At 42.5% G+C, this 19,523-nt stretch carries 13 protein-coding genes; 5 read left to right on the top strand and 8 right to left on the bottom strand.

The features are described from left to right. Positions 1–10: 10 nt before the first annotated feature. The gene (locus GQR89_RS03285; RefSeq protein WP_158768744.1) at positions 11–691 is read right to left on the bottom strand and encodes a UPF0149 family protein; all 681 of its coding nucleotides are present in this window, start codon (positions 689–691) and stop codon (positions 11–13) included. Positions 692–968: 277 nt separating this feature from the next. Here GQR89_RS03285 and GQR89_RS03280 point away from each other — a divergent pair, with 277 nt between their 5' ends. Next, entirely contained in the window at positions 969–1,595 is a 627-nt protein-coding gene (locus tag GQR89_RS03280) for a MarC family protein (RefSeq protein ID WP_158768743.1), read from the top strand. A gap of 215 nt (positions 1,596–1,810) precedes the next feature. Here the strand turns inward: GQR89_RS03280 and GQR89_RS03275 are convergent, their stop codons facing one another. The 6 genes from GQR89_RS03275 to GQR89_RS03250 form a co-directional block, all read right to left on the bottom strand. After that, the gene (locus tag GQR89_RS03275) at positions 1,811–2,938 is read right to left on the bottom strand and encodes a MalY/PatB family protein (RefSeq protein WP_158768742.1); all 1,128 of its coding nucleotides are present in this window, start codon (positions 2,936–2,938) and stop codon (positions 1,811–1,813) included. Between the two features lie 20 nt (positions 2,939–2,958). Further along, positions 2,959–3,348: a response regulator gene (locus GQR89_RS03270; protein WP_158768741.1), complete on the bottom strand. Its 390-nt coding sequence runs from the start codon at positions 3,346–3,348 to the stop codon at positions 2,959–2,961. A gap of 60 nt (positions 3,349–3,408) precedes the next feature. Beyond that, a complete protein-coding gene (locus GQR89_RS03265) occupies positions 3,409–5,769 on the bottom strand; it encodes a DNA polymerase II (protein ID WP_158768740.1) in 2,361 nt (786 codons plus the stop codon). A gap of 19 nt (positions 5,770–5,788) precedes the next feature. Further along, entirely contained in the window at positions 5,789–7,675 is a 1,887-nt protein-coding gene (locus GQR89_RS03260) for a diguanylate cyclase (RefSeq protein WP_233269061.1), read from the bottom strand. Positions 7,676–7,868: 193 nt separating this feature from the next. Further along, on the bottom strand, positions 7,869–8,339 hold the full coding sequence (locus tag GQR89_RS03255) for a cupin domain-containing protein (protein ID WP_158768739.1): 471 nt from the start codon (positions 8,337–8,339) through the stop codon (positions 7,869–7,871). A gap of 349 nt (positions 8,340–8,688) precedes the next feature. Then, positions 8,689–9,084 carry a DUF3718 domain-containing protein gene (locus GQR89_RS03250; RefSeq protein ID WP_158768738.1) on the bottom strand — a complete coding sequence of 132 codons (396 nt, stop codon included), beginning with the start codon at positions 9,082–9,084 and terminating at the stop codon, positions 8,689–8,691. A 236-nt stretch (positions 9,085–9,320) separates the two neighbouring features. Between GQR89_RS03250 and GQR89_RS03245 the strand changes: the two genes are divergently transcribed. Further along, positions 9,321–10,295 (top strand): Gfo/Idh/MocA family protein, encoded by a 975-nt coding sequence (locus tag GQR89_RS03245; protein ID WP_158768737.1) that lies wholly within the window; start codon positions 9,321–9,323, stop codon positions 10,293–10,295. Positions 10,296–10,530: 235 nt separating this feature from the next. Here GQR89_RS03245 and ylqF read toward each other — a convergent pair whose 3' ends face one another. Beyond that, a complete protein-coding gene (gene ylqF / locus GQR89_RS03240) occupies positions 10,531–11,535 on the bottom strand; it encodes a ribosome biogenesis GTPase YlqF (RefSeq protein WP_158768736.1) in 1,005 nt (334 codons plus the stop codon). A 386-nt stretch (positions 11,536–11,921) separates the two neighbouring features. Between ylqF and GQR89_RS03235 the strand changes: the two genes are divergently transcribed. The 3 genes from GQR89_RS03235 to GQR89_RS03225 all read left to right on the top strand — a co-directional run bounded on the left by GQR89_RS03235 (position 11,922) and on the right by GQR89_RS03225 (position 19,409). Continuing rightward, positions 11,922–14,180, top strand: a complete 2,259-nt coding sequence (locus GQR89_RS03235; RefSeq protein ID WP_158768735.1) for a TonB-dependent receptor — start codon at positions 11,922–11,924, stop codon at positions 14,178–14,180. Positions 14,181–14,995: 815 nt separating this feature from the next. Next, positions 14,996–17,977 (top strand): TonB-dependent receptor, encoded by a 2,982-nt coding sequence (locus GQR89_RS03230; protein WP_158768734.1) that lies wholly within the window; start codon positions 14,996–14,998, stop codon positions 17,975–17,977. A 334-nt stretch (positions 17,978–18,311) separates the two neighbouring features. After that, positions 18,312–19,409 carry a polysaccharide lyase family 7 protein gene (locus tag GQR89_RS03225; RefSeq protein ID WP_158768733.1) on the top strand — a complete coding sequence of 366 codons (1,098 nt, stop codon included), beginning with the start codon at positions 18,312–18,314 and terminating at the stop codon, positions 19,407–19,409. Positions 19,410–19,523 lie beyond the last annotated feature (114 nt).

Below are 19,523 nucleotides of genomic sequence, written 5' to 3'. Positions count from 1 at the left end.
GCTCTTTTCCTCAGGGTTTAACATTGCCGACGGACTGACTAAAGGTTTCAAACTGATTAGGTAAGTACTCGACTAATTGTCCTGATAAACCAACATAGGTTTTCAATGCTGGCTCTAGAGATAAAAAGACAGTGGGCAGCAGGCTAACAAATTGCTCTTCATTATTGCGCTGTTGTGCTTGCTGATAAGCCAAAGGTAAATCAGCGAAGGTGCTGAACATAGTCAAACAGTGAGTTAAATTTTTGGCTGCTAATATCATGTGTTGCGGACTGTGATTTTGCATTTTTTGCCATGCATTATTCCATACATCTTCAAGCTGGCTATGGCCAGCCAGCACCCCACTACACCATCTGGATAAAGGCAACTCGTTGCTCTCAATAAAGTGGGCATCTTGGGGCGCAGAGTAGGTTTTATCTAGTGTAACTCGTTCGTCACGCATCAAGCGTAACTGATGCTGCAACATGGCCATCAATAAGTCTGTTAACTTGTCTGCAGTTGCGGTGTCAGGCAATTGACCGTGCTGACGGAAAATCCATGGTAACCATGTCTCAGGCATAGGAATTTCTGGGGCACTGGCAACGGCAAACACTAAACCTTTCAAGTAGTCCACACTAAACAACGCATGAGTTAGCGCTTCGCTTTGGCAAAGCGTGTTGAGTTCTTGTTCTCGGGAGAATTCGTTTGATGTCATAAGGTCGTTAATATCATGCTGTTTGTTAATCATTATCCGTAATATAATTGTGAGGCGCAATGTAGCAAAATATGTGTAGACATTATTAACTAACATCAATCATAAAAACGCACATTCACTTAGATTACGCCATGTCACCTAACTAACGTTAATCCTCGGTGCTCAGGATGACAAAAATCACTATAAATTCAAAGTATCGATTAATTTAAAATATATCGCTGCATCTGAATAATTATAACTTGGCAATTTGTCTAGGTTTACAAAATATAAGGCTAAGATGAATCCATTAGTTGAGCATGCTTTATCTGTTTTTATGGCATTTTTCGCGATTATGAATCCTGTTGCTAATACGGCTGTCTTTTTTGGCTTGGCAGGCGATAAAAGTAAAATTGAACAGAGGATAATTGCAACAAAGTCTCTGCTTATTACGTTTTTTATTATTGTGATATTTGCGGTATTAGGGAAATCTATTTTTCACTTATTTGGTATAACACTACCAGCGTTAAGGATCACCGGAGGGATTTTGGTCTTTCTTATCGGGTACCACATGCTACAAGGTTCAAACTCGAAATTGCATACTGCACAAGAGAATTCAGATACTGATATAACTGTATCGCCTCTTGCTGTTCCTTTGCTCGCAGGTCCAGGAACCATAGCAACCGCCATGAACTATTCGGCTGCCGGTGGCTGGATGGAAATTGCCACCACACTCGTTACATTTTCAATACTGTGTTTTGTGACTTTCGTTTGTTTTATTTATAGCTCGAAAATACTGAACGTCGTCGGCGAAAGTGGGGTTGGCATTGTCACCCGCTTAATGGGGCTTATTCTGGCGGTAATAGGCGTTCAAATGTTAGTAGAGGGCCTAAATGCTGCGATTATTATTTCGTCTAAGGTGAGTTGAAAAATTGGCCTGTTATGGGAAACCGCTCCATGACTCAAAACCTACCTGCTAGTATTTTATTGGATTTGTAATCAAAAGACGCAAAGAGTGAGCTTCAATTTCTACAAGATGTATGAATAAAGTCCCGCGCAATAAAAAGCCGCTAACCCGTCATAATGATATGAGAGGTTAGCGGCTTTTTAGTATTTATAGCTAAACGGCTAGATAAAACCGCGTTACTTTTTAAGGCACGCTATAGCTTGTTCTAATTGAGAACGCGGGCAACCAAAGTTAATACGTACAAATTGTTTGTCACCAAAATCTATACCTGCGGAGGGGCCAATGCCCTTCTCTTCGAAATAGGCTTGTGGGTCAGCCACGCCTAAACCGCTAGCATCTATCCATGCCAAAAACGTAGCCTGAGGGGCAAGAACGCGAAGTCCGTCGATTTGATTAATGTGTTCTACGAGGTAATCCCGATTGTCGCGCAAATAATCTAATTGCGCGGATAACCAGTCATCACATTGCGTAAAAGCAGCTTGCGTCGCAGCCAACCCCATTACATTAACCCATGGGACTAATCCTTGTGCGGCCTGATTAAAACGCTGACGCACCTTAGCATCAGGAATAATCGCAAATGATGTGCCAAGGCCGGCCACATTAAAGGTTTTACTGGCCGCCATTAAGGTCACAGAGTTGTCTTTTGCAGCAGCTAATTTACCAGCAGGAATGTGCTTAGCCTCAGTATCTAAAATTAGATCACAGTGAATTTCGTCGGAACACAACATAACATTGTTCTGAGCACAAATATCGGCGATACGCGTTAACTGTGCTTCGTCTAGCATGCTACCAACAGGGTTCATGGGGTTGCATAGAATGAATAACGTACATTTCGGATCTTTTGCGTGCTTTTCAAGTACATCAAAATCGAGCATCCACCGTCCATCTACTTCAACGGTAGGTACATCAGCCCGCGTTAGCCCATGGAGTTTAGGCGCTGCAAGCATGGGCGGATAATTGGGAGTTTGCACAATGACTTTGTCGCCGGGCAGACAATATGCTTTACAAGCCACGTTGAAAGCTGGCACCACTCCAGGGGTCCACACTAACCATTCTGGTTCAATCTGCCAACCGTATTGCTTATTCATCCAATTAATAACGGCCTGATTTGCACCTTCAGCGTGTGCGGGCAATGTGTAGCCAAGTAAACCATGCTCAGCACGAGACTTAAGCGCATCAATAATCGGTTCGGCACAGCGAAATTCAGTATCGGCAATCCACATAGGCAGAATATCTCGACCTTTGTAGCGTTCCCATTTATAGGCATTTGAGGGGGTTCTATCAATAATGTTGTCAAACTGCATAATTAAAAAAATCTCTTTGTTTAAGCTTGGCTAATTTTATCTAGTAGCACAGAAAGTTTCTGGGTCAGGTCATCTGAACTGAAGGGCTTAGCAATAAAGTCGGTCACGCCCAAACGCTTAGCACTAATCACTAAGTCTTTGGTTGGAATCGCGGTAATCATTAGGAAAGGACAATTTAGCGATTTAGAGCGCAATGTTTCTAATATTTTGATACCACTGACACTGGGCATTTGCCAATCACAAATGACTAGGTCTATGCGCTGGGCATCTTCCGTTAATAAAAAGGCATTGGCTTTTATACTACTTGAAAAAACTAATATTTCACCGCTTACTAGCTCATCGACTATATGCTCGAGCAAGGTAAGCGTAATATCGTCATCATCAATTATCAATACATTTACAGCGTGCACTATTACTCCCTTACTTCCTAAACCGTTGAAAAGACTGACTCTTACCAACAGTGAACTAGCTTACTCAAATAATCCGAGTTGAGCACTGGTTATGTCGCTAAATGATAGCCCGATAAATGGTAAAATACTCTCAGCAATAGGTCTTATTTGCTTATCAATATAATGTTCATAGTCTAACGCACTGCTTTGATATTCAATAGGTTGTGCGCCATTTAAAGTAATAACATACGCTATTTGCCCTTTGTGCTGATAGCGAAGTGGTTTATTGCGTTGTGCATTATGTTCATCCGCCAATCTCGCAGCCTTAACATGAGGTGGTATATTTTTGACGTATTGCGATAAGGGGCGTCTTATACGTTTATGATATACCAATTGCTCATCAAGCTCTCCATTGCGTGTTTGCGCGACGACTTCTCTAATGTAAGATTTTACATCTTTATCGGCAAACACCCTTTGATACAGCGCCAATTGAAATGCCTTGGCCATATCGGTCCAGTCGGATCGTACCGACTCTAAACCTTTAAATATAAGCTCATCTTCATTGTTCTTATTCAGTTTGAGTCCCGCATAGCGTTTTTTACTACCCAGTTCAGATCCTCGAATTGTCGGCATTAAAAAGCGACTAAACTGGGTCTCAAACTCGATTTCGAGGTAACTTTCTAGCTGATGCTGCTCAGTGATATTTCGCGTCCAACGTCGATTAATTTCACATTGTAATTCTGTGCCCACGGTGTGCCCTTGCGCGGCCTGTATATCGTCACCTAACCATACAAATATGGAATCGGTATCACCATAAATAACGCGATAGCCGAGATCTTCAACCCAACGAGCTGTGGTTTGCATGATTTCATGACCGCGCAGTGTGATAGAGCTAGCCAGCCGAGTATCGTAAAATGGGCAACCACCTGAACCTAACACCCCATAAAATGAATTCATTAAAATCTTAATGGCTTGGGAACGCGCTCCATCATGGTGACGCTTTGCAGTATCACGTTGTTGCCACAGCGAAGTAATAATATCAGGTAGAAAGTGCTGTTCGCGGCTAAAAAGCGCATCTTTGAAGCCTTGAATTGCTTCTTCTGGTTGGCGTAACCCTTCCACTAACCCTAATGGGTCAATCTTGAAGGTGCGAATAATTGATGGATACAGGCTTTTAAAGTCCAGCACCAGTACATTGCGATATAAGCCGGGCTGCGAGGTCATAACGTAGCCGCCAGGACTGGCTAGACCACCGTCGACTGGTCGGTTAGGTGATATATACCCCGCACGGTGTAATTTAGGTAAGTACAAGTTTATAAACGCAGCTACCGAGCCTCCGACTCGATTTAATTCTAAACCCGTCAATTGGCTGCGTAGCGTAAGAAAGTCCAATACTTTGGTTTTAGCAAAAATATCTAAAACCAACTGACAGTCTTGTAAGTTGTATTCCGCTAATTTGACTTTGTTATGTAAAAAGTCATATTTAATTTGTGCTAAACGGTCATCCACATCTTCACTCAACTTGCCTTTACCCAGCAAGGTTTGAGCAACAAACTCTAAGCTAAAGCTGCTAAATTGATAGGTAGCGGTTTTAAGCGCATCAATACCATCGATTACCACACGACCCGGCATACTGATATACCCTTGATTCACTTCATTAGGGGCATCACGCCAATAAACCGCTTCGTTACCGCGCCCTAAAGTGAGCTTTAAACCGTAACGCTGGGCTCGTTCTATCAGCAAGCGAAAGTCAAAATTCACCACGTTCCAGCCAATCAAAATGTCGGGGTCTAAGCGTTGCACCTCATGAACGAATTGTTTAATAAGCGTTTTTTCGTCATCAAGCCACTCAATCCACGCGGGTCCTTCTTGAGCTTCACCGATCATCAATACTTTTTGGTAATCCGCGCTGACCAACCCTATGGAGTATAGCTCCCCATGCTCGCTACATTCGATATCAATCGACAATACAGAAAAAATAGGTGTGTACTGTGCAGGCTTTAGCTGGCTTTTGGTATAGCTAGGGAAATCGCCTGCCGCTTGCTTATGCCCAATGATATCTGCACTGGCATATATAAAACGTTCCATAAGGTAGCGATCAGCTAAGCGAATATCTGCTTCATAGCATTCTACCCCCTGCACCCGCAAGCGTTCTTTTGCCGCGTAGGCTTGCTGAGTCCGCGAGAAATAGACAGCGCAAACGCTTTGTTGATCGAAGCGCCTTAGCGACAAGGCTTTAAATGTGCTTGGTATATTGCTTTGCGCCAAAATGTCTTGCACTTGGGCGACGTCTTGCTGACTAATAAAAAACAACGCTTGTTGTGCAGCGGTACTGACTTTGATTGGCCCGTCAGCACTCACTAACCAAAATTCTAGATAGCTTTTACCCGCGATATCCCGTTGATCCGAGGTAAGAATAAACCCTCGATTTGTATTTCCCATAATATGCTGGCAAACCTGATTAAGAACTAATTGATGAGCTCGTTGGATGTACTACGACTTGGTCTCGACCTTGACTCTTGGCTAGATACAAAGCGGTGTCTGCGTTTGCCATAAGTTGCATACCATCAAGGTCTTTTGCATTAATGGTTAAACCAATTGAAGCACTGATTGTGAACTCGTTGATACCAACGAGTTCACTTACATTTGCCATTTTTCTGCGTAAAGCATCCAGCGTGCTGTACCCATCCTGCAATGACGTGTGGGGTAACACCACTAAAAACTCTTCACCACCAATGCGTCCAATCAAATCAGTATTTCGCAGGTTGTCGCTGCATACTTGGCTGAACGCAACCAATACTTTATCTCCCACTGCATGGCCATAGCTATCGTTTATTTTCTTAAAGAAATCTAGATCAATAATCGCTACGCACAAATCATAATGGTAACGCTGAGCAGCGCTAACCTGTCTATTTAATTGTTCGATAATATGGCGACGATTATATAGCCCAGTCAAATGGTCAGTAATCGCCAGGGTTGATAGCGCCCGACTTTGGGCCTTAACTCGAAAAATCATTACACCTAATAAACAGCAAACTAAAAGCGCAATACCACTAAAAGACCACAAGTACACATTACGCTGCTCTTGTGCTTCTAAGGCAAATCGTTGACTTCGATTCTGATGCTCAAGCAAACGATTCGCTTGCTCTGATTCTCGTACTTCATATATCGCGCGTATTCGATGTACCTGCTCCGAACTCCGATTTTCATTGTACAACTCGCTGAGTGCTAGCGCCCGGGACACATGGCCATAGGCTTGGGCGAAATCCCCTTGTCCTGCTGCCAGACGCCCCTCCAGGGTAGCCAATTGAATTGCATCAGATGGCATTGTTTGCGGATCTAACAAGCGCATTGCATGATCCCGATACTCCTGAGCTTTTTCATAGTCACCGGAGGCCAGAGCGACAACCAATAAACTGCGCGCAACTTGAAAATCCATAGGCGCATTTTCGGTTCGGGCAAATATATCCGCTGCTTTTTGCAACTGTTTTTCTGCAAGCGCATAGTCCTGTTGCGCAATACTAATTTGAGCCAACTTCATTAACGCATAGCCCACACCTTGCTCATCCCCTAAAGATTGAGCAATAACCGCAGATTCAGTAAGCTGTGCCTCGCCTATCGTTATGTTACCAGCATAGAAATTAGCAGAACCTAACCCATATAGAACAATACTAAGATTCAGTGGCTCATTATTTTTACGAGCGTGGGCAACGGCTTCGGCAAAATAAGGAATCGCTAACTGATAGTCGCCACGATTGTCGTACATAACGCCTAACATGGCGGCAATATTAGCTTTAGATATTTTGCCATACTCATGTGTAGTGCGGTTATAAGCTTCGAGGAAATTCTCAGCAGCAGCACTATATTCATTTAAGGTGATAAACAGCGAACCACGTACATATAACCCAAGTAAGTATGTATCTTCGTCAACATTTACTTTTGCCCACAAGATAGCTTCATTGACAATTTTTAATCCATCGAAGGGCTTACCCGCCATTTCTAAAGCGGACGCTTCAATCAACCTAAGATTATGATATAGCCAAGGTTCAGATTTTTGGGTAACGTATAACAGACCTTTTCGAACACTTTCAACTGCGTCTTGCGGATGCGTTAAGGCGTAATAGGTATCACTTAAAATAGCGTAATATTCTGCTTTTTCAGTACTATCCGCCTCTACTGCTGGCGGCGAATCAAGTAATTCTGTGAGAACCTGTTGAGGTTCAGTAGTCAGTTTTAATGTGAGTGCTTGGTACTGCTCGGAAAATTTTGAAACCACAGGCTCGGCAGCAATTGCGCTATGAATTGTTCCAACAAACAATAAAAAACAGAACCATGCAATCTTGGCCAATAGTTATCCCTTAGTACCCGAACCTTAACAATATTGAATAACTCAAAATACCACACTCCACGCAGTATTGACTAGCGCACTATTAACTGACGAAAGTAGGATTGCAACCATAGTTATAATAGGGTGAATTTTGACTGATTAACAGTAAATAGAAACAACAACTTTATCAGTTATTCAGTGTTTTTAACGTTCATTACTCACTGCTAGGTTGTTGGCTTTTCCAACGGCTAACGACAAAAACTAATGGGATTTTACCGCTATTAAAAATACCGTGGGAATCATTCGGCGCAACATAGAGCATATCTCCTGTATTAGCAGGGAAAGTTTCTCCGTTAACGCTCCATTGACCATTACCTGAAACCACATTCAAATACTCTTCATCGACATGTACGTGAGGTGGATGAATTTCGTACCCCGGCTCAATCACTGCCATTCCGGCTATCGCACCTGTACTTCCTACCGTATCACCCACAAAATAACTATAAAAAACCGCGCCGTCGTAATGACTAACTTGAGCTTGCTGACGAGTTACTACTTGAGTTTGCAAAATATCAGGTTCTTTTTTTAACCCCTGCGGATCAGTTTCTGCCAATGCCTGAGTTGATAGGCTGCTTAGCACGCACATTAACCCTGCAATAAGGAATGATAGTGTCTTTGTTATCATAAGGTTGGGTCTCACTTCAAATGGTTAATGTCACCGAAATAATACTGTTATTGCCAATATGTCGCGTGAAACGTTAACAATATTTTTAGCTAAGTAGAAGATAAGATGTCAGCTTATTGTACTTATTACTATAAGAAAACGTGTATTTGCTGTGCATCGCTAAGTGGTAACGGCTTAAGGTACACATTAGAGGAATATAGATGATGAGAAAATAGGTTGCGCGGCGAGTAGACAAAAAAATAGCCCCTAACGGGGCTACTTTTAAAGGAGCAGGTAGCGCTACCTGCTTACCATGTTGAAACTGTTGTCGTCCACACGCTGCAAAAGCGTAATGGCGAGAGTGTATTGATTAAATACGGTCGTTCAGTGCGCTCATAATAGGAGAAGCATTTAGACCGTTTTCAGCAGCCCAAGCGATAACGGTTTTGCCGTCTTGCTCAGGTGAAGATAAATCACTCTTTGGCATTTTTTTCACTAATAGTGTTCCTGCTTCCACAGCATCGCTAAGCATAGCCGTGCGGATTAAGCTGTTGCCACCACAAGAAATACCTGCATAATAATCTTGTAGTTTCAGGCGATAGTCAGACTGTACACGCTTCATTTTTTTGCGTAATTCACCTTTATCATCTGCTTTTACTATCGTACAAATATTTTGTAGAGCTTCCGCCACGTCTGCTTGTGCGGCGCCTGTCATCATCAGTGATGTGGCGATGATAGCGATAGAAGTTTTAACTATTTTCAACATGGTCAATTCCTCGGGTTCTTATAAATGATTATCTCGTTTCGTTGAGACCATTAAACGCCATTCTCGGCGAAAGAAAAATCTGTAAGGCGATACTTAGGTATTTTCCTGCATACCCGTTAGTTTTACCGAAACGCGTAAATAACTTGAATCGATCATTCCATATGAAAAAACGCAAATGCCTTAGACCATATCAAAAGGTACCCTTGAGGTTAAATCAAAACTAGGTGTGTTGAAACGTGAACAATCATAAAAAAGTGCGTTGGGGAGTCTTGGGTGCGGGGCGCATTGCTCATACGTTTTGCCAAGATATTAGCCATGCCAAATACGCTGAACTAATAGCTGTTGCTGCGCGTAAAATTGATTCCGCAAAGTCTTTTGCTAATACCTATCAAATTCCTATCGCTTTAGAGGGATATCAGGCCTTATATACCCATGCGGAGGTCGACGCAATTTATATCGCTACGCCGCACACTCTTCATTTTGAACAAGCTAAAGCCGCGTTATCCGCAGGAAAACACGTCTTATGTGAGAAGCCAATTACGATTAATCCTGAGCAATGTCAGCAACTTATTAATATCGCAGCAGAAAACAACTGTTTTTTAATGGAAGGCATGTGGACCTATTTTCTGCCTACCATTATACAAGCCAAAAAGTGGGCTGATAGCGGCAGAATTGGTGCGATTGTCCATGTAAAAGCGGATTTCGGCTATCCGGTAAAATGGGTAGAAGGCGACCGCATGTACAACCCGGAGCTCGCCGGTGGTTGCTTATTAGATATGGGGATATATACCTTAGCTATCGCCCAGCATTTTATTGGCCAACAGCCTGTACATTGCCAATATCGTCATCGCCGAGCAAAAACAGGGGTGGAAGATGACCTGACTATTTTGGCTCAGTATCGCGATGCAACCGCCACTTTGGCGTGTTCTTTCAGAGCTAAGCTACAGAATTCCGCGTATATCATTGGTGAGAAAGGTTACATCGACATAGCGAACTTCTGGCGGGCCGATCATTGCGCACTTTACGTAATTGACGATAAAGTCGATGAATTTAACGAACAGCGCAGTGGTTCAGGATTCGAATTTCAAATCGATGCTGCCAGTAAAAGCATTCTTGCAGATCAACAAGAAGCAGCATTAATGCCATTGTCCACCAGCTTAATATTGCAACATCAAATGCAAGATATACTGCAGGCAATTGCCAACACCTAAGCTGATATAGCTACATAAAATAGCTTAATTAGCGCCGTTACACTTATCTATATTTTTGATGTTACAGGGGAGAGTTTGCGGCTTTTCGACCTTAGCTTTTACTCGACCTTTTTGCACTGTCACTGTTTGACAGCTACAACAAATACTAATGGCGCAAAACAATATCAGTTTTCTGCTATACATACTCTATTCGCCTTGCGCAATTCAACGTGCACCATTCCACACTCTATAGATGTTACTTATTGCGAGCCTGTTTTTCTTTACTACGACGTTGCACACGCTCTATCCGATGCTCTTTTTGGGCTTTTTTATCGCGGGTCAATGAACCCGTTTTAAAGCGCTCTTTACGTAATGCTTTTTCTGCGGATTTTTTCAATTCAGCGGCCGCCATATCAGCTTCTTCTTTCTCTACCATATCAGGTGTTTCAAGACTAATGCGCCCAAGTTTGCCTGAACGAAACTCGTTGACTAAAACTTCGCAAATTTTGTGTAAATTGACTCTACCTCCTGCGCGTAACGCACCACGTTTCGCTGCAGCTAATTCTAAAAATTCAATTTCAGTATCAGGTATATGCTTGAGTTTGAAGCGCTCTTTAAGCAATTCTGGATAGGCTTTTATTAAGTAATCTGCTGCGAAAAAACCAACATCATCATATTCCATTGCGGTATCTTTAATGGCGCCTGTAGTAGCAAGGCGGTAACTGCTTTGTGGATTCTCAACTTTAGGCCACAGAATGCCAGGGGTGTCGAAAAGTATAATCCCACTGCCCAGATTAATGCGCTGCTGGGCTTTAGTCACTGCTGGCTCGTTACCCGTTTTGGCTACTATTCGATCGGCCAAAATATTAATCAGTGTTGACTTACCGACATTGGGAATACCACAAATCATAGTATTAATCGTTTTTATGCTAGCGTCTTTCTCCGGCAACATTTTTCGGCATAAATCGATGATCTGCTTCATCTTTTGCGGCTGTTCGGTGGTTGTGGTGAATGTTTTCACCCCCCGCTCTTGCTCAAGGTACTCCTGCCACATAGCCGTCACATCAGGATCGGCTAAATCTGATTTACTCAACACTTTTATGCACGGCTTATCGCCACGAAGCGTCGCAATCGCCGGATTTTCACTGGAATAAGGAATTCGCGCATCAAGCACTTCTATCAATAAATCAACTTGTGGCAATAACTCTTTAATCTCTTTCTGGGCTTTGTGCATGTGCCCAGGATACCAATGAATTGACATATAACCCTGCTCTGACTTGTTCAAATGTCGCCATTGTACGTTACCCGGGCACGCAAAGGTAATACAAAGCACATTGCAGAAATTATCTGTGGCAAAAATCATAATTCTCGCTGAATTTACGCAAATTATGCGTGAATAAAAAAGGGCAGGAAAAAGGGCAGGAAAAAGGTTAATAAAGTGTAATGAGTTGTAAATGTAAAACATAATTTGGTTTATACTAATTGGCTGAGAGATCCTTCTCGACAAACTTCTTATACGCATTATTTGTGTTTTGTAGATGCAAAGCGCGGTAATGAAAATCATAATTATAATGACGTAGCTATCCATGCAGGCTAATTAAATTAGCTGCAAATAATGCTGCGCGTCAAACGACTTGGAGAGCACACTTGCACCCGATATCGAATACACACACATTTACTTTGAAAAAATTAACGCTACTGACTGCAGCTGTATCAATCGCCCTATCGGCTAACGTGCATGCACAAGCTACCGAAAAAAATGAGCAAGCCAATAGTGATGACTTTGAGAACATCACCGTTACTGCCCGTAAACGTACAGAAAGCTTATTTGAATCACCAACGGCTATCACATCATTAAGTGCTAGTTTTATGGAAGATGCCAACATCAGTAACCTAGATGATGTGGGCAAGTATGTGCCAAATCTAAACATCAGTCGTTACGGTGCGGGTAACTCGGCCCATGCCTCTATTTTCATCCGTGGCATTGGTTTACAAGACCACATTATTACCACTGATCCAGGCGTAGGCGTGTATGTGGACGGGGTATATTTAGGGCGCCAAATGGGCTCAAATTTAAGTCTACCAAATATTGCTAGTGTCGAAGTTCTACGTGGGCCACAAGGCACCTTGTATGGCCGTAATACCTTAGGCGGTGCAGTGAATATCATTACTAAAAAACCCGGTGATGAATCTGTGGCCAGTGTAGCAGTTAAGTTAGGTACGTTGGGCCGCGTGGCAACAGACTTATACCTTAATGGTGACATCAACGATGACGTCAGCATTGCAGCAAGTGGATCATTTAAAAAACGCGACGGTGTAGGCAAAGCAGTTAATTTACCTAATCCTGAAAAGGAAATAGGCGAAGAACAGGAATTTAGTGGCCGCTTAGCTACAAACTGGAAAGTCACCAACAACTTCTCTTTGTTGTTTGCCGTTGATGGTTACGATAACGAAGGCGGGCAATCGCCTTATACCATTGAGTTCACTGATCCGAGTCCTGATCCTACGGATATTTTTAACGGTGATTTTCCATTGCTGACCGCAGATTTACTGCCTTCTGATCCAGATGATCTCGGAACCACAGTACCGGGACTTGAATCGACCGCAGTGTCTGGTTGGGGCGCATCTATTACGGCAAACTGGGATATTAACCAGAATTATTCAACCAAGTTAATTACTAGTTTCCGTGGTTCAGATTACGAAGGAGGCTTAGATGATGATGCTTCCCCACTAAATTTATCTGAATTCCCTGAAACGGGCGAAGCTGACCAGTATTCAGTCGAATTACAAGTTAACGGAACGTTCGATAATTACGATTTCGTGTCAGGCATTTACTTCTTCAATGAAGACGGCTCAACAGAGTCAGGTCCTTTCGTATTTAGTCCGTTCAACACCCCCGATAGTCTTAATATCGATGGCTCGCCTTCTTTCGGAGGGTACGGCTTCTTTGACTTACACCAAGAAACCGACTCCTTCGCTATTTACGCTAATGCTTCTTATGATGTTTCAGAAAAACTAACTGTTGGTGGCGGCTTACGTTATTCGAAAGATAAAAAAGACGCCGATGCCTTGTTCCCCTCTTTCGGGGGAGAGCGCGCTTTTAGAAGTGCCGAATTTAGCGAAGTTACATGGGATATTAATGCGGCCTATCAGCTTGATAATGGCTTGAACGTATACGCTCAAGTACAAAAAGGTTATCAAACAGGTGGGTTTCCTCCTCGTCCATTTGGCGGTCCAGACCAATTCGTTCAATTTGATGAAACGACTTCTATCAACTACGAAACAGGCCTTAAAGGTAAAGTTGCTGAAAACGTCTCTTTGTTAGCCGCAGTATTCTTTACTCAGTACGACGATTTGGCACTACCTTTTTCTGACCCAACTGCAGGCGGCGGCTTTGTCACCATTACAGAAAATGCCGGTACATCTGAAGCAAAAGGTGTAGAACTTGAAGCAACTGTAGACGTAAATGATAACTTCGCTCTGCGTGCGGCTTTGGGTTACTTAGATGCTGAAATTACTCAGGTAGACGAAAACGTCACTGGTGTGGGCGTAGGTGACTCCCCTGCATTAACCCCTAAATGGACCTTAATGTTCGCTCCGTCTTATTACGTAGACTTAGACAGTGGAGCAACATTGGCATTTAAGGCGGATTACTCATTCCGCGATAAAATGCAGGGCCAATCAGTCTTTAATCCTAATGAAACCATTGATTCGCGCAGTATTGTTGGATTTGATGTGAAGTACACTTCGATTAACGGTGATTGGTCACTGAGTCTATACGGTGAAAACGTTACAGATGAAGTATATGATCAAGGCCGCTTACAACAAAACGGCTTTGTCGGTATCGTTCGCAGTAACGACAGACGAGAATTTGGTTTACGTTTCAAAAAAGATTTTGAAATGTAAACTTATGTGCAAATTTTAACGATACGTAAAATAGGGGCCTTATGGCCCCTATTTTATGGCTAGGAGGTAAAGACACTAGGTAGCTACAAATCATTGGGCAATGTCATTGGTGGAATGTTGTTAAATACTAAATGCTTACACTACGCAATTGATTACACCCAAATACACCTGATACCAACCGTTTGATTAATTGCAGTCAAATAAGATAAACCTGCAATGCTTGTTACCACGCGTGATATTGGAAGACCGTTCGCCTACCGATAGTTTAGCCAATCCAAAAGCTATGCTTCACTCACAAAGCCAAATGTAAGGCCAATTCATAAAGAATATATTACCAATAAATATTAACAATACATAAAGTAGTAGGTTGTTCGATTTGCTCAACTGTTGTTTAAAGTTGTTACCAATAATAGACAGTAACTCATTGTAATATTCGTTACTTAGACTTTATAAATAATGAATACCTGTAGTGCTAATAAAACTAGAAAATACTTATGAAACAATAACTCCCCCTCAATATCTTAGTTTTTTACACTCCGCTTACCCAGGCGTTATAACTAAAAAAAGCTTCTTAAGCGCCAATCTCGCTCAAAAAAATCTCTCCATAACAAGGCTATTGCCTCACAAAACCTCCCGTTAAATATAACAATAATCTCACATTGGTCTTACAAAAATTAGACTAATTGGTAATTGATGTATTGTAAATGAAGTGTTGCAGGAGTATAAAGTGTCTCGACTTTGTGAGGATTCAACAACCTTTACATAACGATATTGCAACAATATTGGTCATACCAATATGAATGAGGACACATGAAATGCGGGACACAACCATGAAATTAAATAAAGTAAGTGCGATATTTAACGCGACTAGAGCTAAGGCCAATAACTTAGCTATATTCGGCGCTACACTGACGGCAATATTGGCCGCACCCGCTGTAATAGCCCAAACTGCAGCTGAGGCCGCTGCAGATACGCAAGACGTAGAAGTGATCAGAGTTCAAGGTATTGCGGGTGGTTTAGCTGAATCAGCTCGTCAAAAGCGCTTCGATTCACGTATTGTAGATGCGATTGTTGCCGAAGATATAGGTAAATTACCTGATAACAACATAGCTGAAGCATTGCAGCGTATTACCGGTGTTTCTATTAGTACTGACTTTGGTGTAGGTGAATCCGTTACTATTCGTGGTATTTCTCAAAACCGTGTTGAATTAAACGGTCGCTCTACCTCAGGTAGTGGCCGTGGTGGTATTAGCCTAGACGACTTTCCATCAAGCTTCTTAAAAACAGTTGAAGTTATTAAGTCACCTACTCCTGAAATGATTGAAGGTGCACTAGGTGGCACTATTAATATGACAACCGTTCGTCCATTAGAGCTAGAAGAACCGCTCGTTGCAATCACCTTAGATGGCGAATATGCAGACAAAACTGAAAATTGGGCCCCTATGGTCAATGCCGCTGCTGGTACAAACTGGGATTTAGGTGATGCCGGTACGTTTGGCGCGTCAGTAGTTGTCTCTTATCAAGACCGTGAGTTACGTCGCGATGAATTTATTAATCTTGTTACGCCTACTGAACTCGACTTAGATGGCGACGGTACCAGCGATCAAGCAAACACCCCAAGTGGCAACTACCTTGTTCGTAGCCAAAATACAGTAGAGCAAAAAACCGAGAAGCGCGAACGTACCGCATTCGGTTTGTCATTACAGTGGGCGCCTAAAGATGCTGATGGCTTTATTTATTTAGATGTTAACACCACTGAACTTGATGGTGGCCAAGAAGCGTACTCAGTACTTAATGACAGTAAAGACTATAGCGATTTAGTACTTGATAACGCTTATGGCGATGGTCAAGGCCAGCTGCATAATTTTGGTTCAGGTAGTGTGTTTGTTCAACCTAAAACATGGTCTGACTTCACGACTAATGAGTCAACTTCAAACGCGCTTGGTGGTGAATTCCAGTTAACGGATCAGTTGAAAGTCTCAGGCGAGATTTCATACGCTAAATCAGAAGCTAAGCGTAAAAACTCCGAATTTAATTTGCGTCCTATCTCCCGTGCACAATATGATGAAGATGGAACGATTACCGAGCATTTATTCACCATTACCATGACGCAAGATGGCGACAAAGTACCTGGTCTTGCATTCTCTGATCAAGATGCGCTGTTAGATCCAGACAATTTGGCTATTCGTCAATTTACTCACCAAAGATATAATGAAGATAACGAGGAAACAGCCATTCGTTTTGACGTGGAATACGTTGAACCGTTTTCTGGTTTAGATTTTATCCGTTCAATTAAAGCCGGTGTACGTACGACTGATAGCGAATATGAGTTAGACAGATATGACCTTAGAAACAACGGAAGTGAGCTTAAAGATTTACAAACCAGTGTGTCTTACGATGGTGTAGTCACTCCAACGTGGATAGGTGATTTTAATGATCAGTTTGGTGGTTTTAAGCAAATTAACCACTCGAACTCGTTTGACCAAAGCGGCATTTCAGGTAATAACGCATTAACAAATTATTTTGTTTATGACGGGGCAGCGCTAGCTTATGACATCAACGGTACCTACGATAGAGTAAAGCAAATGCTTGCTGGCAGCAGTCATGAGTTAACCGGCACACTTGATGAGAACATGGTTCGTAATACCGGTTCATACGCGAAAATCGAAGAAGAAACTAAAGCCATATATACCCAATTTAATTTAGATTTTGACCGATTGACGGCAATTATTGGGGCACGTTATGTGACGACCGACTTAACCTCCAGCACGTTCAATGAAACAGCTGATCATGATTACGCTGACTTCTTACCTAGCTTAAATGCGACCTATAATCTTACGGATTCAACAATTTTACGCTTTGCCGCGGCAAAAGTGATGCGCCGTGCAGAATTCGGTGAATTAAGCCCAGCATTAAACGTTGATAACTCTCTGGTAACAGGTTCACAAGGCTCTTACCAATTAGACCCTTATCGCGTAACACAATACGACTTATCAGCGGAGCATTACTTTGGCCAAGGCGGATTGCTATCTGCTGCCTTGTTCTACAAAGACGTCCAGTCATTTACAGTAAGCAGTAGTTCTTGTGCCGCTAATTCGAACACAGTTGATGGTCAAAACGTTACAGAATACGTAAATGTTTGTCTGCTTGATACCGCGGGTGTTAGCCAAGTTAACGTTAACTACGCTTCTGGCGACCAAGACCTTGCATACGTTGAAGCACAAAGGGATGCAGGCCTAACAGGTATTGTAATTAATACTGATGTAAATGGTGGCAGCGGTAAAATTGTTGGTATTGAATTAGCTTATCAACAACAGTTTAGCTCTTTACCTGGCGCATGGTCTGGTCTGGGTATTAGCACAAACTATACCTATGCTGACAGTGAACAACCGGATGGCAACCCTTTGCTAGACATCTCGAACAACACGTTCAACGGTCAAGTTTATTGGGAATACGAAGGTTGGCAGGTTCGCCTAGCGTACAACTGGCGTGACAAGTACCTAGATACCCAAGACGAAAAGCGTGTTCGCCCTGTTGGCGCATTGGCAACCGGTATTTACAATCGCACCGACCCAACTGCAGAATATTTTGACCCAACTTTAGGGAATAACTACCGTGATGCCCGTGGCCAATTTGACTTCTCTGCAAGCTATGATGTTAACGAAAACCTTACTCTTGTTGCGAACGCGGTGAACTTAACTGGCGAGCCAATTCGTCAAATAACAGAGCTTGGCAGCATCTGGCAATATAGCGAAGCTGACCGTCGAATGACAGTTGGTGTGCGCGCTAAGTTTTAAATCTTAGGTTAGTAAGCTTGATTACTAAGCACGCTAAAAAGAGCCTATTAATTCAATAGGCTCTTCTTTTTCACACCAGCATTATCAATCACAAGAATAGTCACAGTCTTATAAGCGAATAGCAAAGTGCAAACGTTTGGAGAAAATATGCAGATGAAAAACAAAGTGCTAGCCGTTGCTGAAAATGATCACAACGTCAATTCGACTTGTTGCTTTCCTAGGCTAACTCAAGAAATACCAAAACGATGGCCATGTGCACTTATTTCCTAGCAATTTAAGCAAGCCACACAGAACCATCAAAAAGTTTAATCATTAACATAATACGGGATGAAATATGACCAATATAAACGCTAAAATGTCAGCTTCAATTATATGCCTCTTTTTAGCTGGCTGTGGTAGTGAAACCGCTTCTGTCCCGCCTCAAAAAGATAAATCAAATGCTGCAGAACTGCTGCCAGCAAGCAAATTTGACTTAACCCATTGGTATCTGACTGTTCCGCTAGATGAAAACAATGACCAAGTGTCAGACATATATGATGTGCCAGATATACAAACCTTTTCCGATCCCAACTTTTTCTATCTCGATGAAGATAACCATATGGTGTTTGCCAGCCCAAATCGGGCAGCAACAGAGCGCACGTCTACCAACACCCGCAGCGAACTACGCTATATGATCCGTGGTAATAACCTATCTATTCCCGAAGGCGCACCAGGCAACAACTTTGCGTTAGCGTCTAACAAATCTGCTGAGCAGTACGCAGCGGTAGGGGGGAAATTAGAAGCCTCTTTACACGTTGATCACGTAGCGCAAAACGCTGGATATCCTAATAAGCCACCCGCGTATTCTGTTGTAGTCGGTCAAGTTCACTCTTTTCAACTTGATGACGCCCTGCAAGTTCCAGGACTGGGATGGGGTAATGAACCGTTAAAAATATCTTATAAAAAATGGCCAAACCATGAAAAAGGTTCTGTTTTTTGGACTTATGAGAGAAACCTCGCCACAGACGATCCAGATAGAATCGATATCGCCTATAAAGTGTGGGGCAGTAATTGGGATGATGCAACTGATCCTGGTGATGATGGGATTGCACTTGGGGAGGAGTTTAGCTACACGGTGAATATATACCAAAATGTTATGCATCTGGTCTTTACCAGTGCGAAACATGGCACGGTTCATCATCAGATCAACCTAGCCGACAATACCGATGCCAATGGCGAGGTAGATATAGCTGATTACCCTTATGCATACAAAGACGAGACACTGTACTTCAAAGCAGGTGCTTACAACCAATGCAGCACCAAGGCTAATGATCCGAGCTTTCGCTACCCTGCTTGCCCTGGCTCTGGCGACTGGGAAACAGATGTAGAAAATGGCGACTACACAAAAGTGACATTTTCAAAGTTAGCGGTTAGCCCAGCAACACCAATGTAAATTGGTATAAGGCTTGGCACTAAGCGATAGAGATCAAGACTCAATTGTCCGCTTTGTATTGATAATGCGGATAATTGGGAGTCTTTAGTCAGATCATCAGTGTTTATTAAAACG

This window comes from Paraglaciecola sp. L1A13 (assembly GCF_009796745.1).
Classification (GTDB): domain Bacteria; phylum Pseudomonadota; class Gammaproteobacteria; order Enterobacterales; family Alteromonadaceae; genus Paraglaciecola.
Note: the sequence above shows the minus strand (reverse complement) of the source record. Positions and strands in the feature narration are given on the sequence as shown.

Bases quoted from the DNA above. Each gene is read 5' to 3' on its own strand.
- GQR89_RS03285 (WP_158768744.1), bottom strand. From the start codon at position 691: ATGACATCAAACGAATTCTCCCGAGAACAAGAACTCAACACGCTTTGC.
- GQR89_RS03280 (WP_158768743.1), top strand. From the start codon at position 969: ATGAATCCATTAGTTGAGCATGCTTTATCTGTTTTTATGGCATTTTTC.
- GQR89_RS03275 (WP_158768742.1), bottom strand. From the start codon at position 2,938: ATGCAGTTTGACAACATTATTGATAGAACCCCCTCAAATGCCTATAAA.
- GQR89_RS03265 (WP_158768740.1), bottom strand. From the start codon at position 5,769: ATGGGAAATACAAATCGAGGGTTTATTCTTACCTCGGATCAACGGGAT.
- GQR89_RS03255 (WP_158768739.1), bottom strand. From the start codon at position 8,339: ATGATAACAAAGACACTATCATTCCTTATTGCAGGGTTAATGTGCGTG.
- GQR89_RS03250 (WP_158768738.1), bottom strand. From the start codon at position 9,084: ATGTTGAAAATAGTTAAAACTTCTATCGCTATCATCGCCACATCACTG.
- ylqF (WP_158768736.1), bottom strand. From the start codon at position 11,535: ATGTCAATTCATTGGTATCCTGGGCACATGCACAAAGCCCAGAAAGAG.
- GQR89_RS03230 (WP_158768734.1), top strand. From the start codon at position 14,996: ATGCGGGACACAACCATGAAATTAAATAAAGTAAGTGCGATATTTAAC.
- GQR89_RS03225 (WP_158768733.1), top strand. From the start codon at position 18,312: ATGACCAATATAAACGCTAAAATGTCAGCTTCAATTATATGCCTCTTT.